Origin of the sequence: Paracraurococcus ruber, from assembly GCF_004353985.1 — a bacterium.
GTDB lineage: Bacteria > Pseudomonadota > Alphaproteobacteria > Acetobacterales > Acetobacteraceae > Paracraurococcus > Paracraurococcus ruber.
On the sequence record NZ_SMOA01000030.1, the window covers coordinates 1 to 17764 of the forward strand.

Consider the following 17764-nt stretch of genomic DNA (forward strand, 5'->3'; position numbering starts at 1 on the left):
GCCGGCCGCGGCGAAGGCGCGCCGCGGACCCCCAGACCGCAGCGGCGCCATGCCCCGATGCCGGGGCCGTCCGCCGGGCCGGGCCGCCTTCGGCCCTTCGCGCGCATGGCCGGCAAGGGTCAGGCGGTCGGTCGCCCGTCCGGTTGACCGATCCCGCATCCCGTCCCTAGCCTTCGGCGGGAAATACCGGGCCATCCCAGGGCCCGCTCCAGGAAAGGCACCACCCGATGGCCCATCGCGGCTTGCGCTTCGGCATCTTCCTCGCGCCCTTCCACCGCGTGGGGGACAACCCGACGCTGGCGCTGGCCCGCGACCTGGAACTGGTCCAGTGGCTCGACCAGCTCGGCTATGACGAGGCCTGGATCGGCGAGCACCATTCGGCCGGCTGGGAGATCATCGCGTCGCCCGAGATCTTCATGGCCGCGGCCTTCGAGCGCACCAAGCACATCAAGCTCGGCTCCGGCGTCACCTCCCTGCCGTACCACCACCCCTTCCTGGTGGCGCAGCGCTTCGTACAGCTCGACCACATGTCGCGCGGCCGCGCCATGCTGGGCTGCGGCCCGGGCGCGCTCGTCTCCGACGCCTACATGATGGGCATCCAGGCGGAAAACCAGCGCCGCATGATGGATGAGAGCCTGGGCGCCATCATGCGGCTCCTCGCCTGCGAGGAGCCGGTGACGATGAAGACCGACTGGTTCGAGCTGAAGGAGGCGCGCCTCCACCTCGCGCCCTACACCTATCCGCGCTTCGACATCGCCGTCGCCTCCGCCACCACGCCGTCCGGCGTGCTGACCGCGGGCAAGTATGGCGTCGGGCTGCTCAGCCTCGGCGCCGGCCTGCCCGGCGGCAACGCCAAGCTGGCCGAGCACTGGCGCCTGGGCGAGAAGGAGGCCGAGAAGCACGGCACGACCATGCCGCGGTCGGGCTGGCGGCTGGTGGTGAACGTGCATGTCGCCGAGGACGACGAGCGCGCCTTCCGCGACGTGAAGGCCGGCGAGCGGATGGAGACGCTGAGCTACTTCTCCGAGACGCTGGGCCGCCCGCCCATGCGGTCCGAGGATCCGCTGGGCGACGGCCTGCGCGCCGGCACCACGCTGGTCGGCAGCCCGGAGACGGTGGCGAAGGGGATCGAGCGGCTGCTGGAATACACCGAGGGCGGCTGCGGCGGCGTGCTGTTCCGCGCGCATGAATGGGCGAACCGGGAGGACACGCTGCGCAGCTACGAGCTGTTCGCCCGCTGGGTCATGCCGCGCTTCCAGGGCAGCCTGGCGATGCCGGCGCAGAGCCGCGAATGGTGCAGCGAGAACCGCGAGGGCATCTTCGGCCCGCATATCCCGGCGCTGCGCAAGGCCTTCACCGATGCCGGCATGGAAGTGCCGGACCACATGCGGATGCGGCTGCACACCGGCAAGGTCGAGGTCTGAGCCGCGGCCCGCTGCGTCGGCGCTGGTGCGGGCGGGCCGGCGATGGCCCGCCTGCCACCGCCGACGCAGCGGGCAGGGCGGCCGGCAGCCGCCAGGCGGGGCGATGGCACCGACCCGCCGGCGCGCCGACCCGCCGTTTTCACCGCGCGGTAATCCGCGCGCGCTAGGACCGGGGTGCCAAGACCCGGAGACGGTCGGTGCCGCGCATCGCCCCCCTGCTGCCAGCCGCGATCCTTGCCATGCCCCTGCTCGCCGCGGCCGGCCCGGCCCGGGCGGCTGAGGCCGAGGCGGCGCTGCGGATGGCCGCCATGGACCTGGCGCGGCGCGCGGCGGCGCATGTCCAGGCGGTGGGCCGGCCGCGGGCGCTGGCCGATTTCAGCCGCCCGGATGGCGGCTTCGTCCGCGGCGACGACTACGTCTTCTGCCATGCCGCGGACGGCACGGTGCTCGCCCATGGCGGCAACCCGGCGCTGGTCGGCCGCAACATGATGAATGCGCGCGACCCCGATGGCCGCCGCCCGACCGAGACCCTGAACCGCATCGGCTTCACCGAAGGCGCCGGCTGGTACGAGTTCCGCTGGCCCAATCCCGTGACGCGCCGCATCGTCGACCGGGTCGCCTTCGTCATGAAAGTGGAGGACGACCTGGTCTGCGGCGCCGGGTATTTCCGGCACTGAGATGGGCCCGGGCGCCCGCAGGCTCCGGCGCCGGTTCGACGACCTGCCGCTGGCCTGGAAGCTGCTGTTCCTGCCGGCGCTCACCGCCGTCCTCTCGGCCGTCATGCTGGCGGTCGCGGTGCACTGGGCGCGATCGGGCACGGGCGCGCTGCAGGCGCTGGACCGCGACGTGTTCGAACCGGTGCTGGAGGCACATCGGCTGGAGGACGGGATCAGCCTGACCCATGCCGGGCTGTCCGCCCTCATCCTCAAGCGGGTGATCGAGGCGGAGAGCCGCGGCTGGGAAGGCCAGGCGGCGCGGATCCGGCCGGAGCTGGAGGCGCATGCGTCCAGCCTCGACCGGCTGCGGGCCGGATTGGGCGAACTGGGCGCGGGCGGCGCGCTGCGCCGGGTCGAGCGCGCCTTCGCGGCCTATCGCGACGATGTCGAGGCGACGGTGGCGATGGCCGCCACCGACGCCGCCTTCGCCACCATCCTGATGCTGCAGGCGGACCTGCATTTCGCGGAATGGCGCACCGCCATGGAGGACCTGGTCGGCCAGCTGGCCGACCGGCGCCGCACCCTGGCCGAGGCAGCCGCGTCCGCCGGCAGCACCGCCCTGCAGGCGGTCGCCGGCCTCGCCCTGCTCTCCACCCTGGTGACGCTGGCCGGCGGCGTGCTGATCCCCGCCCGGACCATCGGCCGGCCGCTGCTGCGCCTGGCGGACGCGGTCCGCCGGCCCGCCGCGGCCGAGGATGCGGTGCCGGGCACCGCGCGGCGGGACGAGATCGGCACGCTCGCCCGCGCCGTCGCCGCCGCCCGGCAGGATGCCGCCACGCTGCTGCGGCGCGAGGCGGAGCTGACCGAGATCAACCACCGCTTCGACCTGGCGCTGGCGAACATGGCGCATGGGCTGTGCATGCTGGATGCCGAGGCGCGGCTGGTGGTCGCCAATGCCCGGTTCGCGGCGATGCTCGGCCTGCCGGCCGGCCTGGTGCGGCCCGGCCTCGGGCTCGACCGCATCCTCGGCCCCTGGGCGGCCCGCGGCGCGCTGCAGGGCCGGCCGGCCGAGGCCGCCGGGGCCGAGTTCCGGGCCCGGCTGGCGGCCGCCGCGACCGGCAGCTTCGTCGAGCGCCTGGCGGATGGCGCGACCATCGCAATCACCCACCAGGCCATGCCGGCCGGCGGCTGGGTGCTGGTCTTCGAGGACATCTCCGCCCGGCGGGAGGCGGAGGCGCGCATCGCCCACCTGGCCCTGCACGATGCGCTGACCGACCTGCCCAACCGCGTCCTGTTCCGCCAGCGGCTGGAGGAGGCGCTGCAGCGCGCCCGCCGCGGCCATGCCGCCGCGCTGCTCTGCCTCGACCTCGACCGGTTCAAGGAGGTGAACGACACGCTCGGGCATTCGGTCGGCGATGCGCTGCTGCAGGCGGTCACCGCCCGGGTCGGCGCCGCGCTGCGCGGGACCGACATGCTGGCGCGGCTGGGCGGCGACGAGTTCGCCATCATCCAGACCGACGCGCCGGGGCCGGAGGCGGCGACGGCGCTGGCGCAGCGGCTGGTGGACCAGCTCGGCCAGCCCTTCGACCTGCACGGCCACCAGGTGATCATCGGCGCCAGCATCGGCATCGCCTTCGCGCCGGACGATGGCGACGATCCGGAGACGCTGATGAAGGCCGGCGACCTCGCGCTCTACCGCGCCAAGGCGGATGGCCGCGGCTGCTGGCGCTTCTTCGAAGCGGCGATGGATGCGCGCCTGCGGCAGCGCCGCACGGCGGAGCTGGACCTGCGGCGGGCGCTGGCGGCCGGCGAGTTCGAGCTCTTCTACCAGCCGGTGATCGCGCTGCCGGACCGCCGCGTCGGCGGGATGGAAGCGCTGCTGCGCTGGCGCCACCCCGAGAAGGGCATCGTCCCGCCGGACGGGTTCGTGCCGCTGGCCGAGGAGATCGGGCTGCTCATCCCGCTCGGCGAATGGGTGCTGCGGCGCGCCTGCGCCGATGCGATGACCTGGCCGGCCCCGCTGAAGGTGGCGGTGAACCTCTCGCCCGCGCAATTCGCCAGCCGCGGCCTGGTGCAGGCGGTCGCCGGCGCGCTGGAGGCCAGCGGCCTCGAGGCCGGGCGGCTCGAGCTCGAGATCACCGAAACCGTCATGCTGCAGGACAACCAGGCGACGCTGGCGACGCTGGAGCGGCTGCGCGCGCTCGGCGTGCGGATCGCCATGGACGACTTCGGCACCGGCTATTCCTCGCTCAGCTACCTGCAGAAATTCCGCTTCGACAAGGTCAAGATCGACCGCAGCTTCACCAGCGGCCTCGGCGCCTCGCGCGAGAGCCAGGTCATCATCGACGCGGTGACCAGCCTGTGCGAGGGCCTGGCCATGGTCACCACCGCCGAGGGGGTGGAGACCGAGGCGCAGATGGAAGCCCTGTGCCGCAGCGGCTGCCGGGAGGCGCAGGGCTTCCTGTTCAGCCGGCCCCGGCCGGCGGCGGAGGTGCCCGCCATGCTGGCCAGCCTGCGGGACCAGGCGAGCATCGCCATCGCCGCCCAGTAGGCCGTCCGGCGCGGCGGGGCGCCGATGCGTCGCGGCCATCCCCGCCCCGGGCCGGCCGACAGGATCGGTGCGCCGGGCGCGCGGCCCCCACCCGGGCGGTCGGCCGCGGATGCTGCGCCATCCGGCGGTGCCGCACCGGCCGCGGGCCGTGGCGGGCAGTGGGGGGGCGATTAGGCGGCGCCGGCAGGCCCGGCGCGGCTTCAGCCGAAGCGGGCGGCGGTGAAGGCCGCTGGGATGCGGCCGCGCCCCAGCACCGCCTCCGCCGTCAGCCGCCCGGCCAGCGGGCCCAGCGTGTAGCCGTTGCTGGTGACGGCGACCCAGGCGCCCGGCACGCCCGGCAGCCCGCCCAGCAGCGGCGCCCGGTCCACCTCCGGCGCCAGCCCGTTCCAGGCGCGGATGACCTGCATGCCCTCGATCGCCGGCATGACCCGGCCGGCCACCCAGAGATTGCCCTCGATGGACCGGCGGAGGTTGCGCGGCGCGCCCCGGGCGTCCAGCACGCCCGGCCAGCCGCCGCCGATCAGCATGTGGCCGCCATCGCCCTGCTTCAGGGAGAGATGGCGGGAGGCATGCGCCACCAGGTGCCGCATGGCCGGCGCCGAGCCCTCCGTCGCGATCACCTGCTGCACCGCGCCGGTCACCGGCAGGCCCTCGACGCCCAGCATGGCGGCGACGCGGGCGGTGAAGGGGCCGGCGGCGCAGACGATGCGGCCGGCCCGGATCGGCCCGCCGGCGGTGGTCACCGCGAAGCCCGCGCCGTCGCGGGCGATGGCCTGCACCTCCACCCCCTCGGCCAGCCGCGCGCCGGCCCGCAGCGCCAGGCGCTTCACCGCGAGGGTGCCGCGCAGCGGGTCGATCTGGCCCTCGCCCTCGCAAAGCTCGGCGCCGATGAACTCGGGCCCCAGCCAGGGGGCGAGGCTGCGCAACTCGTTCGCGCCGAGCAGATGCGCGCCGATGCCGTGCTTCCGCTCCGCCGCCACCTTGGCGCGCAGCCAGGCCAACTCCGCCTCGGTCTCGGCGAGCATCAGCCCGCCCTCGGTGCGGATGCCGAGGCCCTCGCCGGCCTCCCGGGCGATCTCGCCCCAGAGCCCGATGCTCTCCGGGCCGAGCGGCAGGCGGTCCAGCGCCGGGCCCGTCTCGCTCTCCCCGTCGAAGTCGTAGGTGAGGAGCTGGACATGCAGGCTGCCGGCATTGGCGGTGCTGGCGGCCATGCCGGCCTCGCCGCGCTCCACCACCAGCACATCGGCGCCCTCCCGCGCCAGGTGCAGCGCGGTGGAGAGCCCGACCAGGCCGCCGCCGATGACCAGCACGTCGCAGGCGGCGGGCGGCGGCGCGGCGGGCTTCGCGCGCCAGGCATCGAAGCCGGGCGCGGCGTGGTTGAACCACGGCGCTTCCTGCTCCGGCAGTTCCAGCATCAGCGGCGCCGCCGGCACCGGCTTCACCGGGGCGCGCGGCAGGGCGAAGCCGGCTTCCTCCGTCGCGCCGGCCAGCCGCGCCACGGTGGCGCCGCACATCCGGCCCTGGCAGCGGCCCATGCCGGCGCGCGTCGCCTTCTTCAGCGCGGCCAGCGATCCGCAGCCCTCCGCCTGCGCGGCCCGCAGCGCGCCGGCCGTCACCTCCTCGCAGCGGCAGACCACCGTGGCATCGGCGATGGCGCCGACATCGAAGGCGGGCGGGGCGAAGACCCGCCAGAGCGCCGCCTGGAAATCCCGCGCCCGGCGCAATTCCGCGCGGGTCGCGGCGTCGTCGGGTGCCGCGCAGCCCAGGTCGCGCGCCGCCGCCAGCCCCGCCAGCCGCCCGCGCGCCAGCGCCACCCGCGCGCCGCCCAGGCCGGCGCCGTCGCCCACGGCGAAGACGGCGGGGAGGGAGGTGCGGCCCTCCTCGTCCGTCACCGTCTCCAGCCGCCCCAGCCCCTCATCCACAAAGCGATGGGCGCAGCCGAGCGCGCGGGCCAGGCCGGTCTCTGGCTGGAAGCCGAGATTGAGGGCGCAGGCCTCGGCCTCGATGCGCCGCTCGCCCCGCGGCGTCGCCAGCCGCAGGGCGGCGAAGCGGCCCTCGCCCTCGCAGGCCAGGGGCGTCGCGCCCCACAGCACCGGCACGCCGGCGCGGCGGAGGTGCAGCAGGTAGCCGAGCCCGTCGCGCGCCAGGTCCGGCGCGGCGCGCCACAGGGCCAGCGCGTCGCGCCAGCGCGCCGCCGAGGGCTTCGGCGCCGCCTCCGCCACCGCGACGACGCGCACGCCGCCGGCCAGCAGTTCGCAGGCCAGCTGCAGGTTCAGCGGGCCGTTGCCGGCGACGACCACGCTGGCGCCGGGCGAGACGCGCTGCGCCCGCGCCAGGGTCTGCAGCGCGCCGGTGGTCATCACGCCGGGCAGGGTCCAGCCGGGGATGGGCACGGGGCGCTCATGCGCGCCGGCGGCCAGCAGCAGGCGGCGCGGGCGGATGGTGACCGCCGCCGTGCCGACCAGCGCCGCGATCTCGTCCGGCGCGAAGGCGCCCCAGGCGGTGGCGTTCGGGATCACCTCGACGCCGGCCGCGGCGACCGCCGCGCGCAGCGCATCGCCGGCCTGGAACTGCCGGTCCGGCGCGCGGTGGCGATGGCTGGGGGCGAGCGGCTTCAGGTATTGCCCGCCGGCCTCCGCCCGTTCGTCCAGCACCAGCACGCGCGGCAGCCCGGCCTGCGCCGCGGCCAGCGCCGCGGCAAGCCCGGCCGGCCCGGCGCCGACCACCAGCAGGTCGCAGGCGCGGTCCGCGATGGCGGCGGGCTTCGCGCCGGCCGGCGCCGGCACCGCCGGCAGGGCCGCGGTCACCGCCATGCCGTCCCGCGCCTTCACCAGGCAGGCGCGCTGGCCCTGCCTGCCATCCACCGTCACCACGCAGTCGAAGCAGGCGCCCATGCCGCACCACAGCCCGCGCGGCGCGCCGCCGGCGGTGCGGCGCAGTTCCAGGATGCCGGCGGCGGAAAGGGCGGCGGCAATGGTCTCGCCGGGCAGGGCCGCGACCTCCCGGCCCTCGAAGGTGAAGCGCATCGGCGCGGCGGCGGGCGCGATGTCGGGGTGGGTCAGGCGCATGCCCTTGCCTTGGGCCTCCATCCGGGACGAAATGCCATCATCGCAGAGCACGGGGAGGCGTCCAGCGCATGAACAAGCCCTTCCGTGGGACCTACACCGTGCTGGTCACCCCCTTCACCGCCGATGGCGCGGCGGTGGACCTGGCGGCGCTGGAGCAGCTGGTGGAATTCCAGATCGCCGATGGCATCGACGGGCTGATCCCGCTGGGCTCGACCGGCGAGTTCCTGTCCTGCAGCCGGGAGGAGCGGACGGCGGTGGCCGAGACCGTGATCCGCGTGGCGGCCGGCCGCGTCCCCGTGCTGGTCGGCACCGGCGCCGAGGACACGCGGGAGGTGGTGCGGGCGAGCCGGGAGGCGGAATCGCTCGGCGCCGATGGCGTGATGATCATCCCGCCCTTCTACGCCGTGCCGACCGAGGATGAGCTCTACCACCACTACAAGCGGGTGGCGGATGCGATCGGCATCCCGATCATGGTCTACAACAACCCGGCGACGGCGAATGTGGACCTGACGCCGCCGATCCTCGCGCGGCTCTCCACCATCCCGAACTGCCGCTACGTGAAGGAGAGCACGCTGGAGGTGACGCGGGTGCGCGACATCATCGCGCTCTGCGGCGACCGGATGGAGGTCTTCGCCGGCGTGCTGGGCTATGAGAGCGCATGGCTGGGCGCCATCGGCTGGGTGGCGGTGTGCAGCAACCTGGTGCCGCGCCTGTCGCGGGAGATGTTCGCCGCCGCCGCCTTCGCGCAGGACCAGCCGCGCGCGCTGGCGCTGTACCGGCGGCTGGCGCCGCTGCTGCCCTTCGTCGGCGGGCCGCGCTATGTCAGCGGCACCAAGGCGGGCTTCCGGCTGATGGGGATGGAGATGGGCGACCCGCGGCCGCCGCGCCTGCCGCTGCCGGCCGAGCAGCGGGCGCAACTGGCGCAGGTCTTGCAGGGCATGGGCGTGCTGCCGGCGGGGGCGCGGGCGGCAGAGTGAGGGGGTTTTCCATGCTTCGTCGTTGCATCCTGGCCGCCGCGCTGCTGGCCACCCCGCTGGCGGACCCGGTGGCTGTGAAGGCGCAGCCGGCCTGCGCGCCGCGCGTCGCCGACAGCGAGCTGGTGAAGCCGCGCACCCTGGTGCTGTCCACCAACCCGACCCTGCCGCCGATGCAGTTCGTGGACAGCCAGGGCGTGCTGCGCGGCATGCGGGTGGAGCTGGGGACGGAGATCGCCCGCCGGCTCTGCCTGACGCCGGAGCATGTGCGGATCGAGTTCGCGGCGATGATCCCCGGCCTGGCGGCGCGGCGCTGGGACATGATCAACACCGGCATGTTCTATACCGAGGAACGGGCCAAGCTGATGCAGCTGGTCCGCTACGAGGAGCAGGCGATCAGCATCAGCGTGCCGCGCGGCAATCCGCGCAGCATCCGCCGGATCGAGGATCTGGCCGGGCTGACGGTGGGGGTGGAGCAGGGCGGCTTCGAGTTCCGCCGCACCCAGGACCTGGCGAAGGAGCTGCAGGACAAGGGGCTGCGCCCCATCACCATCCGGCCCTTCGACAATTTCGCCATCTCCTTCCAGGCGCTGCGGGCGGGGCAGCTGGATGCCGCCATCTCCATCGACAGCACGGGCAAGGAGTATGACGAGCGCGGCGAGTTCACCCGCGCCATCAGCGGCCTGTTCGGCACGCCCATCAACTTCGGCTTCCGCAGCAAGGTGCTGGCGACCGCGGTGGCGCAGGTGCTGACCGAGATGCGCAACGACGGCAGCTTCCAGACGCTGCTGGACCGCCATGGCGTGAAGGCCTTCGACGGGCCCTTCGAGGTGGTCGGCCCGAACTGAGCGCCGCGCGGTGCAGGCCTGGCGCTGGGACGGCTTCCTCGACTACCTGTTCAACGCCTATCTGCTGGAAGGCGCCGCCATCTCGGTGGCGCTCACCGCCGGGTCGCTGTTCTTCGGCCTGATCCTGGGGGTGGCGATCGCGCTGCTGCGGCTGTCCGGCCGGCGGGTGCTGTCGGGCTTCGCGCAGTTCTACTGCTGGATCTTCCGCGGCACGCCGCTGCTGGTGCAGCTTCTCATCATCTATACCGGCCTGCCGCTGCTGGGGGTGCGCTTCTCGGTCTGGGAGGCGGCGCTGATCGGCATCTCCCTGAACGAGGGCGCCTATCTGTCGGAGATCGTGCGGGCCGGCATCCTGTCCGTGCCGAAGGGCCAGCGGGAGGCGGCGGCGGCGCTCGGCCTGCACAAGGCGCAGATCTTCCGGCTGGTGACCTGGCCGCAGGCGCTGCGCGTGGTGATCCCGCCGCTGGGCAACAGCGTGAATGGTTTGCTGAAGACGACCTCGGTCGCCAGCGTCATCAGCGTGGACGAGTTGCTGCGGCGGACGCAGATCCTGATCCAGGAGCGGTTCCTGGTGCTGGAATTGTTCGCCGTGGCCGCGCTGTACTACCTGGTGCTGACGACGCTGTGGGAGGTGGTGCAGCGCCGCCTGGAGCGCCGCTACGGCCGCGGCTGGGGCGCGGAATCGGCGGACCGGCGCTGAACCCGAGGTTTCCAGAGGCCTTTCGGCCTTTGGCGGGGAGAGTGTGAGAGGGGCAGATCCCCTCTCACGGACGGCGGAGCATGAGGAGTGCTGCCCCGGACGTCGCCGCCGCGAAGACGAAAGTGGCGGCGAACCCCCTCTCGAACGGCGGCGCCCAGGATTCGAACCACAGCGCCAGCAGCATCGCGCCTGCGACGATGCCCAGCGTGCGGGTCATCATGGTCAGGCTGCCGGCGACGCCGCGCTGGTGGCGGGGCAGGGTGGTCAGGATGATCTCGGCATAGGCCACCTGCACGAGGCCCTGGCCTATGCCGGCCAGCAGCAGGCAGGCGACCATGGCGGCGACGGGCGTGGCGGCATCCCACAGCGCCACCAGGCCGAGGCCGAGCGCGGTGCACGCGGCGCCGGCCTGCACCATGCGCCAGGGCGGCAGCCGGGCCAGCAGCCAGCCGGCCGGCGCGGCGGCCAGGGCGGTGCCGCCGGGCGCCGCGGCGAGGACCAGGCCGGCCGCCAGGGTCGGCAGGCCCGCCGGGCCGGTGAGGTGGTAGGGGACCAGCAGCAGCACGGCGAAGCCGGCGAGGTTCACCAGGGCATTGGCGGCGTTCAGCCGGGCGAAGCCGGGCCGGCGGAAATGCGACAGGTCCATGATCGGGTGCGGCACGCGGCGGCTGCGGCGCAGGAACCCCCAGAAGGACGCGGCGGCCAGGGCGGCCAGCGGCAGGGCGGCGCCCTGGGCCAGGTAGCGCGCCTGGTTCACCGCCAGCAGCAGGGCGATGATGGCCAGCACCAGCAGCAGCGCGCCCGGCAGGTCGAAGGGCTCCCGCCCGCCGTCACGCGGCGGGGCCGGCAGGCCGCGCAGCAGCAGCATGGGCAGCAGCGCCAGCGGCGCGCGGGTCCAGAACACCGCCGGCCAGCCCCATGCCTGCAGGGCGAGGGCGCCGAGCGAGGGGCCGAGCACCGCCCCCACCGCGAAGACCAGGGCATAGACGCCGAGCAGGCGCGGCCGCAGCGCCTCCGGATACAGGCCGGTCACCAGGGCCGGCCCGCAGCCGATGACCAGGGCGGCGCCCACCCCCTGCACCGCGCGCCCGCCCAGCAGCAGCGGGTAGCTGGGCGCGGCGGCGCAGAGCGCCTGCCCCAGCGCCGTCACGCCCAGGCCGATGCGGAAGACCGGGCCATGGCCCAGGATGTCGCCCAGCCGCCCGGCGCCCAGCATCAGGCTGCCGAAGGCCAGCATGTAGCAAACCGGCACCCATTGGATGGCCGGCAGGGCCAGGCCGAAATGCGCCGTCATGGCGGGGAAGGCGATGTTCAGCGCCGTGTCCAGCGCCACCGCGACGGTGCCGAGGGCGACCAGCGCCAATCTCGCGTGGGTGCCTCCCGCCATGGCGCATCCTCGCCCGCGCGGGCGGGCTTGGCCATCCCGCCCGGGTGGCGGCACAATCGGGGCAATCATCGCGGGAGAGAGACGGATGCCCGACCACGCCCTGCCGGAGGCCGCGCCGCGCGCGGATGCGCGGACCTCCTTCGACGCCATCGTCATCGGCGCCGGCATCGCCGGGATGTACCAGCTCTACCGGCTGCGGCAGCTCGGCCTCTCGGTCCGGGCCTTCGAGACCGGGACGGATGTCGGCGGCACCTGGTACTGGAACCGCTACCCCGGCGCGCGCTTCGATTCCGAGAGCTACACCTATGGCTATGCCTTCGACGAGGGGCTGCTGAAGGACTGGGACTGGTCGGAGCACTTCGCCGCCCAGCCGGAGACGCTGCGCTACCTGAACCATGTGGCCGACCGCTTCGACCTGCGGCGCGACATCCAGTTCGAGAGCCGGGTGGCCTCGGCGGCGTGGGAGGAGGCGGGGCGGCGCTGGCAGGTGACGCTGGCGGATGGCCGGCGCTACGACTGCCGCTTCCTGGTGACGGCGCTCGGGCCGCTCTCGGCCCAGACCCTGCCGCGCATCCCCGGCCTGGCCGATTTCCGGGGCCAGTCCTTCCACACCCATGACTGGCCGCGGGAGCCGGTGAACCTCGCCGGCAAGCGCGTCGCCGTCATCGGCACCGGCGCGACCGGCGTGCAGGTGATCCAGACCATCGCGCCCATCGTCGGGCAGCTGACGGTGTTCCAGCGCACGCCCAACTGGTGCACGCCGCTGCACAACCGGCCCATCAGCGCCGAGGAGCAGGCGCGCATCAAGGCCGGCTATCCCGACATGTTCGCGCTGCTGCGCACCACGCCCGGCTGCTACATCCACCAGGCCGACCCGCGCAGCACCTTCGAGGTGAGCGAGGCGGAGCGCGAGGCCTTCTGGGAGAAGCTGTATTCCGAACCGGGCTTCGGCATCTGGATGGCCAATTTCCGGGACATCCTGACCGACCCGAAGGCCAATGCGCTGTTCAGCGAATTCGTGGCGAAGAAGATCCGCCAGCGGGTGAGGGATCCGCAGGTGGCGGAGATGCTGATCCCGAAGAACCACGGCTTCGGCACCCGCCGCGTCCCGCAGGAGACGCAGTACTACGAGGCCTACAACCTGCCGCATGTCCGGCTGGTGGACATCAACGCGACGCCGATCGAGCGGGTGACGGAGCAGGGCATCCGCACCAGTGCCGAGGACTTCGCCTTCGACATCGTCATCTACGCCACGGGCTTCGACGCGGTGACCGGCAGCTTCGACCGCGTCGAGTTCCGCGGGGTGGGCGGCCAGACGCTGAAGGCGAAGTGGGAAGCGGGGACGCGCACCTATCTCGGCCTGATGTCGCAGGGCTTCCCGAACATGCTGACCATCGTCGGGCCGCACAACGCCTCCACGCGCTGCAACATCCCGCGCTGCATCGAGCAGAACGTCGAGTGGATCACCGACCTGATGCGGCATGTGCAGGCGGCGGGCGTCACGCGGTTCGAGGCGACGCCGGAGGCCGAGGCCGACTGGTCCAAGCATGTGGAGGAGCTGGCCGGCGGGCTGCTCTACACGCTGGTCGATTCCTGGATGACCGGCATCAACCGCAACGTGGAGGGGCGGGAGGTGCGCCGCATCCTGCAGTACCAGGGCGGCGCGCCGCAGTACCGGGAAGCCTGCGAGGCGGTGGCGCGGGACGGCTATCGCGGCATGCGGCTGGACTGAGAAAGCACAAGGGCCGCGCGGGTCCCCGCTCGCGCGGCTTTGAGAACGCCCGGCCGCGCAACCAAACCGGCAGCGGCGCGCTGCTGCGGCGCAGACCGGATCGTCGCAGCCGATGGATGACGCGCCGCAGACCAGGGAGAGGGCCGATCCCGCAGGGCGCCGGAGCGACGCGCCACCGCGGCCCGCGGGAGGGAACGAGGCCAGGCCCGCCGAGGCGGACCGGGCCGCGTCCCAGCCGGACGCCAGGCCTGCCTCGCCCTGGCGCCGGCGCCTGGTGATCGGCGGCGGCGCCCTGGCGGCGGTGCTGGTCCTGGCCGGCGGCGGGTGGTGGTGGCAGCAGGCGCGACTCTGGGAATCCACCGACGACGCCTTCCTCGAATCGCATGTCACGCGGCTGGCGCCGCAGGTCGCCGGGCGGGTCGCGGAGTTGCTGGTGGAGGACAACCAGCGCGTCGAGGCCGGGCAGCTCCTGGTGCAGATCGACCCGCGCGACCAGGAGGTGGCGCTGGAGAATGCCCGCGCCCGCCGCGGCAGCGCCGCCGCGCAGGTGGCCGAGGCCGGGGCGCAGGTGGCGGTGCGGCAGGCCGCCATCGCCCAGGCCCGCGCCAACCAGGTGGTGGCCGAGGCCGACCAGGAGAATGCCGAGGCGACGCTCCGCCGCTTCCGCGCGGTCGACCCGCGCGCCGTGACGCGGCAGCAGAACGACGATGCCGAGGCGGCGTCGCGCAGCGCCCGCGCCCGGGTCGATGCGGCGCGGCAGGCCGTGGCGGCGGCGGAAGCCCAGGCGGCGGCGGCCGAGGCGCAGCGCCGCGCCGCCGAGGCGACGCTGCGCGAGGCCGATGCCGCCATCGGCAATGCCGAGCTGCAGCTTTCCTACACGAAGATCGTCGCGCCGGTCGCCGGCCGCATCGCCAATCGCGGGGTCGAGGCGGGCAATTACGTCACGCCCGGCCAGGTCCTGCTGTCGGTGGTGGAGCCCAGCGTCTGGGTGACCGCGAATTTCAAGGAAACCCAGCTGCGGGAGATCCGGCCGGGACAGGCGGTGCAGGTGAAGGTGGATGCCTATCCCGACCCGGTGCTGAACGGGCGGGTGGACAGCATCCAGCGCGGCACCGGCGCCCGCTTCGCCCTGCTGCCGCCGCAGAATGCCACCGGCAACTACGTGAAGGTGACGCAGCGCGTGCCGGTGAAGATCGTGCTGGCCGACGACCGCGCGAAGGACCTGCCGCTCTCCCCCGGGCTGTCGGTGGTGCCGAGCGTCAGGGTGCGGGAATAGTGGCGGCGCTCCCGCGCTCGGCCGCCGGCGACCGGTCCCCCTGGCTGATCGCCACGGTCGTCTCCATCGCCACCTTCATGGAGGTGCTGGACACCACCATCGCCAATGTCGCGCTGCGCCACATGGCCGGCGGCGTCGGCGCCAGCCAGGACGAGAGCACCTGGATCCTCACCACCTACCTGGTGACCAACGCCATCATCCTCCCGGTCTCCGGCTACCTGGCGACGCTGATCGGCCGCAAGCGCTTCTACATGGGCTGCGTCGCGGTGTTCACCCTCGCCTCGCTCGGCTGCGCGCTGTCGGACAGCCTGCCGATACTGCTGGTCTTCCGGGCGATCCAGGGGCTGGGCGGCGGCGGCCTGGCGCCCGTCGAGCAGTCCATCCTGGCCGACACCTTCCCGCCGGAGAAGCGGGCCGGTGCCTTCGCGCTCTATGGCCTCACGGTCGTCACCGCGCCGGCGATGGGCCCGGCGCTCGGCGGCTGGATCACCGACAACTATTCCTGGCACTGGATCTTCCTGATCAACCTGCCCTTCGGCGCGCTCTCGCTCTTCCTCGTCTCGGTCTTCGTGCAGGAGCCGAAGGCGGTGCGGGAGGACCGGCGGAAGGCGCGGGCGGAAGGCAAGGGGATCGACTGGGTCGGCTTCGGCCTCGCCGCCCTTGCGCTCGGCAGTCTGCAGGTGGTGCTGGACCGGGCGGTGATCGACGATGGCTTCTGGTCGCCCATGGTCACCTGGCTGACCGTCGCCTGCGTCGCCGGCTTCGCCCTGCTGATCCCGTGGGAGAGGCGGCAGGCCCGGCCGGCGGTGGATGTGCGGCTGTTCGGGCACCGCAGCTTCCTCGCGTCCAGCCTCATCATGTTCCTGGTCGCCTTCACCCTGTTCAGCACCACCCAGCTCCTGCCGCAGCTGACGCAGGACCTGATGGGCTATGACGCGACCACGGCCGGGCTGACCCTCGCTGTCGGCGGGATCGGGACGATCTTCGTCATGCCCATCGCCGGGCGCATCACCGGCCTGGTGCAGCCGCGCTGGGTGATCCTCTGCGCGCTGCTCTGGTCCGGCGTCGCGCTGCTCCATGCCACGCAGATCACCCTCGAGATGGGGTTCTGGCATGTCTCCACCCTGCGGATCCTGCAGGTGGTGGCGCTGCCCTTCCTCTTCGTCCCCATCACCACCGCCGCCTATGTCGGCCTGCCGCCGGACAAGACCAACGACGCCAGCGCGCTGATCAACCTGATGCGCAACCTCGGCGCCTCGGTCGGCATCTCGGTCATGAACGGCGCGGTGGTGCATGGCGCGCAATTCCACCAGAGCCGGCTGGTGGAGAGCGCGAACGCCGCCAACCCGCTCTGGGCCGAGCAGCTGCGGCAGACCGAGCAGGCGCTGCGCCATGCTGGCCTCGGCGCCTGGGAGGCGTCGCAGGCCGCGCTGTCGCAGCTTGCCGGGCAGTTCGCGGCGCAAGCCCAGGTGCTGTCCTACATGGACGCCTTCTGGCTCCTCGGTGTCGCCGTGCTGGCGCTTTGGCCGCTGGTCTTCCTGATGCGCGACCTGCCGAAAGGGGCGAAGCCGAGTGGCCATTGACGCAGCCCGACAGCACCGCGCCCGGCCAGGCCCGGGCGGGGGCCTCCTTCGCCTTGCGCCGCTCGCCCTGCTGCTGGCCGGCTGCACGGTCGGGCCCAGCTTCCTGCGGCCCGCGCCGCGCGCGCCGGCGCAATGGAGCCGCGCCAGCCTCGACGCGCCCGCCTATGCCCGCAGCCGCGCCGAGGCCCGCGCCATCGACGCCGCCTGGTGGGAGGGCTTCCACGACCCGACGCTCACCCTCCTCGTCGCGCAGGTGGAACAGGGGAATCCCGACCTCGAGGAAGCCGCCGCCCGCATCGCCGAGACGCGGGAGAGCCGGGCGATCGCCTTCGCCGGCTTCTTCCCGACGCTGAACGCCAATGCCTCCGACACGCGGCTCCGGCTGTCGGAGAACAGCCCCTTCGCCTCCATCGCCGGCGGCCGCGTCTCGGCCGGCGGCGGGGCGCCGAATGCCGGGCAGGGGGCGGCGATACCGACCGGGCCGCGGCCCGGCTTCGCCATCTACCAGGCCGGCTTCGACGCCGCCTGGGAGCTCGACATCTTCGGCCGCACCCGCCGCAGCATCGAGGCGGCGGAGGCCGAGATCCTCGGCGCCGAGCGGCTGCTGGACAATGCCCGCCTCTCGCTGCGGGCGGAGGCGGCGCGGACCTACCTGGAACTGCGCGGGCTGCAGGCGCGGCAGGCGATCGCGCGGCAGAGCCTCCGGCTGCAGCGCGACAATGCGGGCCTGACGCGGTCCCGCTTCGCCTCCGGCTTCGCCACCGAGGTGGATGTCGCCAATGCCAATGCCCTGGTGGCGGGCACCGAGGCGACGCTGCCGCTGCTGGATGCGCAGGTGACGCAGGCGATGAACCGCCTGGCCCGGCTGCTGGGGCAGGAACCGGGGGCGCTGGCCGACCGCCTTGCCGCGCCGTCGCCGATCCCGCCGGCGCCGCCCGCCGTGGCGATCGGCCTGCCGATCGAGACCATCCGCCGCCGGCCGGACGTGGCGGCGGCCGAGGCGGCGCTGGCGGCGCAGACCGCGCGCATCGGCGTCGCCACCGCGCAGCTCTATCCCTCGCTGCGGATCAACGGCTCGCTCGGCCTGCAATCCGGCAACACGGTGAACCTGTTCGAGACGGCGAGCCGCTTCTTCTCCATCGGCCCCTCCCTGATCATCCCGATCTTCCAAGGCGGGCAGCTGCGCGCCCAGGTGCGGCTGGAGGAGGCGCGGCAGCGCACCGCCGCCATCGCCTGGCGCCGCACCGTGCTGGACGCGCTGCACGAGGTGGAGAATGCGCTGGCCGCCTATTACGGCGACCAGGGGCGGCGCGACGCGCTGCGGCGGCAGGCGGCGGCGGCGCGGCAGGCGGCGAACCTGGCGCGCACCCGCTTTGCCGCCGGGCTCGGCACCTTCCTGGAAGTGCTGGATGCCGACCGCACGCGGCTCTCGGCGGAGCTTTCGGTGGCGGAGAGCAGCGCGGCGGTCGCGACCGACCTCGTCGCCGTCTACAAGGCGCTGGGCGGCGGCTGGGAACCGGGGCATTGAGGAGGGCGCCGCCCTCCTCAAACGCCACCCGCCGGGC

The 17764-nt window shown here is 73.9% G+C and carries 12 protein-coding genes; 10 read left to right on the top strand and 2 right to left on the bottom strand.

Going from position 1 to position 17764, the window contains the following annotated elements:
• The first annotated feature begins 227 nt into the window (after window positions 1–227).
• The 3 genes from E2C05_RS08410 to E2C05_RS08420 all read left to right on the top strand — a co-directional run bounded on the left by E2C05_RS08410 (window position 228) and on the right by E2C05_RS08420 (window position 4631).
• Window positions 228–1424, top strand: coding sequence for an LLM class flavin-dependent oxidoreductase (locus E2C05_RS08410; RefSeq protein WP_133219168.1), 1197 nt, complete (start codon window positions 228–230; stop codon window positions 1422–1424).
• A 197-nt stretch (window positions 1425–1621) separates the two neighbouring features.
• Window positions 1622–2101: a cache domain-containing protein gene (locus E2C05_RS08415; protein WP_158292014.1), complete on the top strand. Its 480-nt coding sequence runs from the start codon at window positions 1622–1624 to the stop codon at window positions 2099–2101.
• A gap of 1 nt (window position 2102) precedes the next feature.
• On the top strand, window positions 2103–4631 hold the full coding sequence (locus E2C05_RS08420) for a putative bifunctional diguanylate cyclase/phosphodiesterase (RefSeq protein WP_133219170.1): 2529 nt from the start codon (window positions 2103–2105) through the stop codon (window positions 4629–4631).
• Window positions 4632–4831: 200 nt separating this feature from the next.
• Here the strand turns inward: E2C05_RS08420 and E2C05_RS08425 are convergent, their stop codons facing one another.
• Entirely contained in the window at window positions 4832–7699 is a 2868-nt protein-coding gene (locus E2C05_RS08425; protein ID WP_133219171.1) for an FAD-dependent oxidoreductase, read from the bottom strand.
• Between the two features lie 68 nt (window positions 7700–7767).
• Here E2C05_RS08425 and E2C05_RS08430 point away from each other — a divergent pair, with 68 nt between their 5' ends.
• From E2C05_RS08430 to E2C05_RS08440, 3 genes are read left to right on the top strand one after another with little or no spacing between them, the layout of a single operon-like run.
• A complete protein-coding gene (locus E2C05_RS08430) occupies window positions 7768–8676 on the top strand; it encodes a dihydrodipicolinate synthase family protein (protein ID WP_133219172.1) in 909 nt (302 codons plus the stop codon).
• 11 nt (window positions 8677–8687) lie between these two features.
• Window positions 8688–9521 (top strand): ABC transporter substrate-binding protein, encoded by an 834-nt coding sequence (locus E2C05_RS08435; RefSeq protein ID WP_133219173.1) that lies wholly within the window; start codon window positions 8688–8690, stop codon window positions 9519–9521.
• Window positions 9522–9531: 10 nt separating this feature from the next.
• Window positions 9532–10221, top strand: coding sequence for an amino acid ABC transporter permease (locus tag E2C05_RS08440; RefSeq protein WP_133219174.1), 690 nt, complete (start codon window positions 9532–9534; stop codon window positions 10219–10221).
• Window positions 10222–10285: 64 nt separating this feature from the next.
• Here E2C05_RS08440 and E2C05_RS08445 read toward each other — a convergent pair whose 3' ends face one another.
• Complete coding sequence (locus tag E2C05_RS08445; RefSeq protein WP_158292015.1) at window positions 10286–11608, bottom strand: MFS transporter; 1323 nt, start codon at window positions 11606–11608, stop codon at window positions 10286–10288.
• A gap of 85 nt (window positions 11609–11693) precedes the next feature.
• Here E2C05_RS08445 and E2C05_RS08450 point away from each other — a divergent pair, with 85 nt between their 5' ends.
• The 4 genes from E2C05_RS08450 to E2C05_RS08465 all read left to right on the top strand — a co-directional run bounded on the left by E2C05_RS08450 (window position 11694) and on the right by E2C05_RS08465 (window position 17727).
• A complete protein-coding gene (locus tag E2C05_RS08450) occupies window positions 11694–13340 on the top strand; it encodes a flavin-containing monooxygenase (protein ID WP_133219176.1) in 1647 nt (548 codons plus the stop codon).
• Window positions 13341–13614: 274 nt separating this feature from the next.
• Window positions 13615–14616: an HlyD family secretion protein gene (locus E2C05_RS08455; protein WP_158292016.1), complete on the top strand. Its 1002-nt coding sequence runs from the start codon at window positions 13615–13617 to the stop codon at window positions 14614–14616.
• Complete coding sequence (locus tag E2C05_RS08460; RefSeq protein ID WP_133219178.1) at window positions 14616–16199, top strand: DHA2 family efflux MFS transporter permease subunit; 1584 nt, start codon at window positions 14616–14618, stop codon at window positions 16197–16199. Before E2C05_RS08455 ends, E2C05_RS08460 begins: the two co-directional genes overlap by 1 nt.
• A complete protein-coding gene (locus tag E2C05_RS08465; protein ID WP_133219179.1) occupies window positions 16189–17727 on the top strand; it encodes an efflux transporter outer membrane subunit in 1539 nt (512 codons plus the stop codon). Before E2C05_RS08460 ends, E2C05_RS08465 begins: the two co-directional genes overlap by 11 nt.
• Window positions 17728–17764 lie beyond the last annotated feature (37 nt).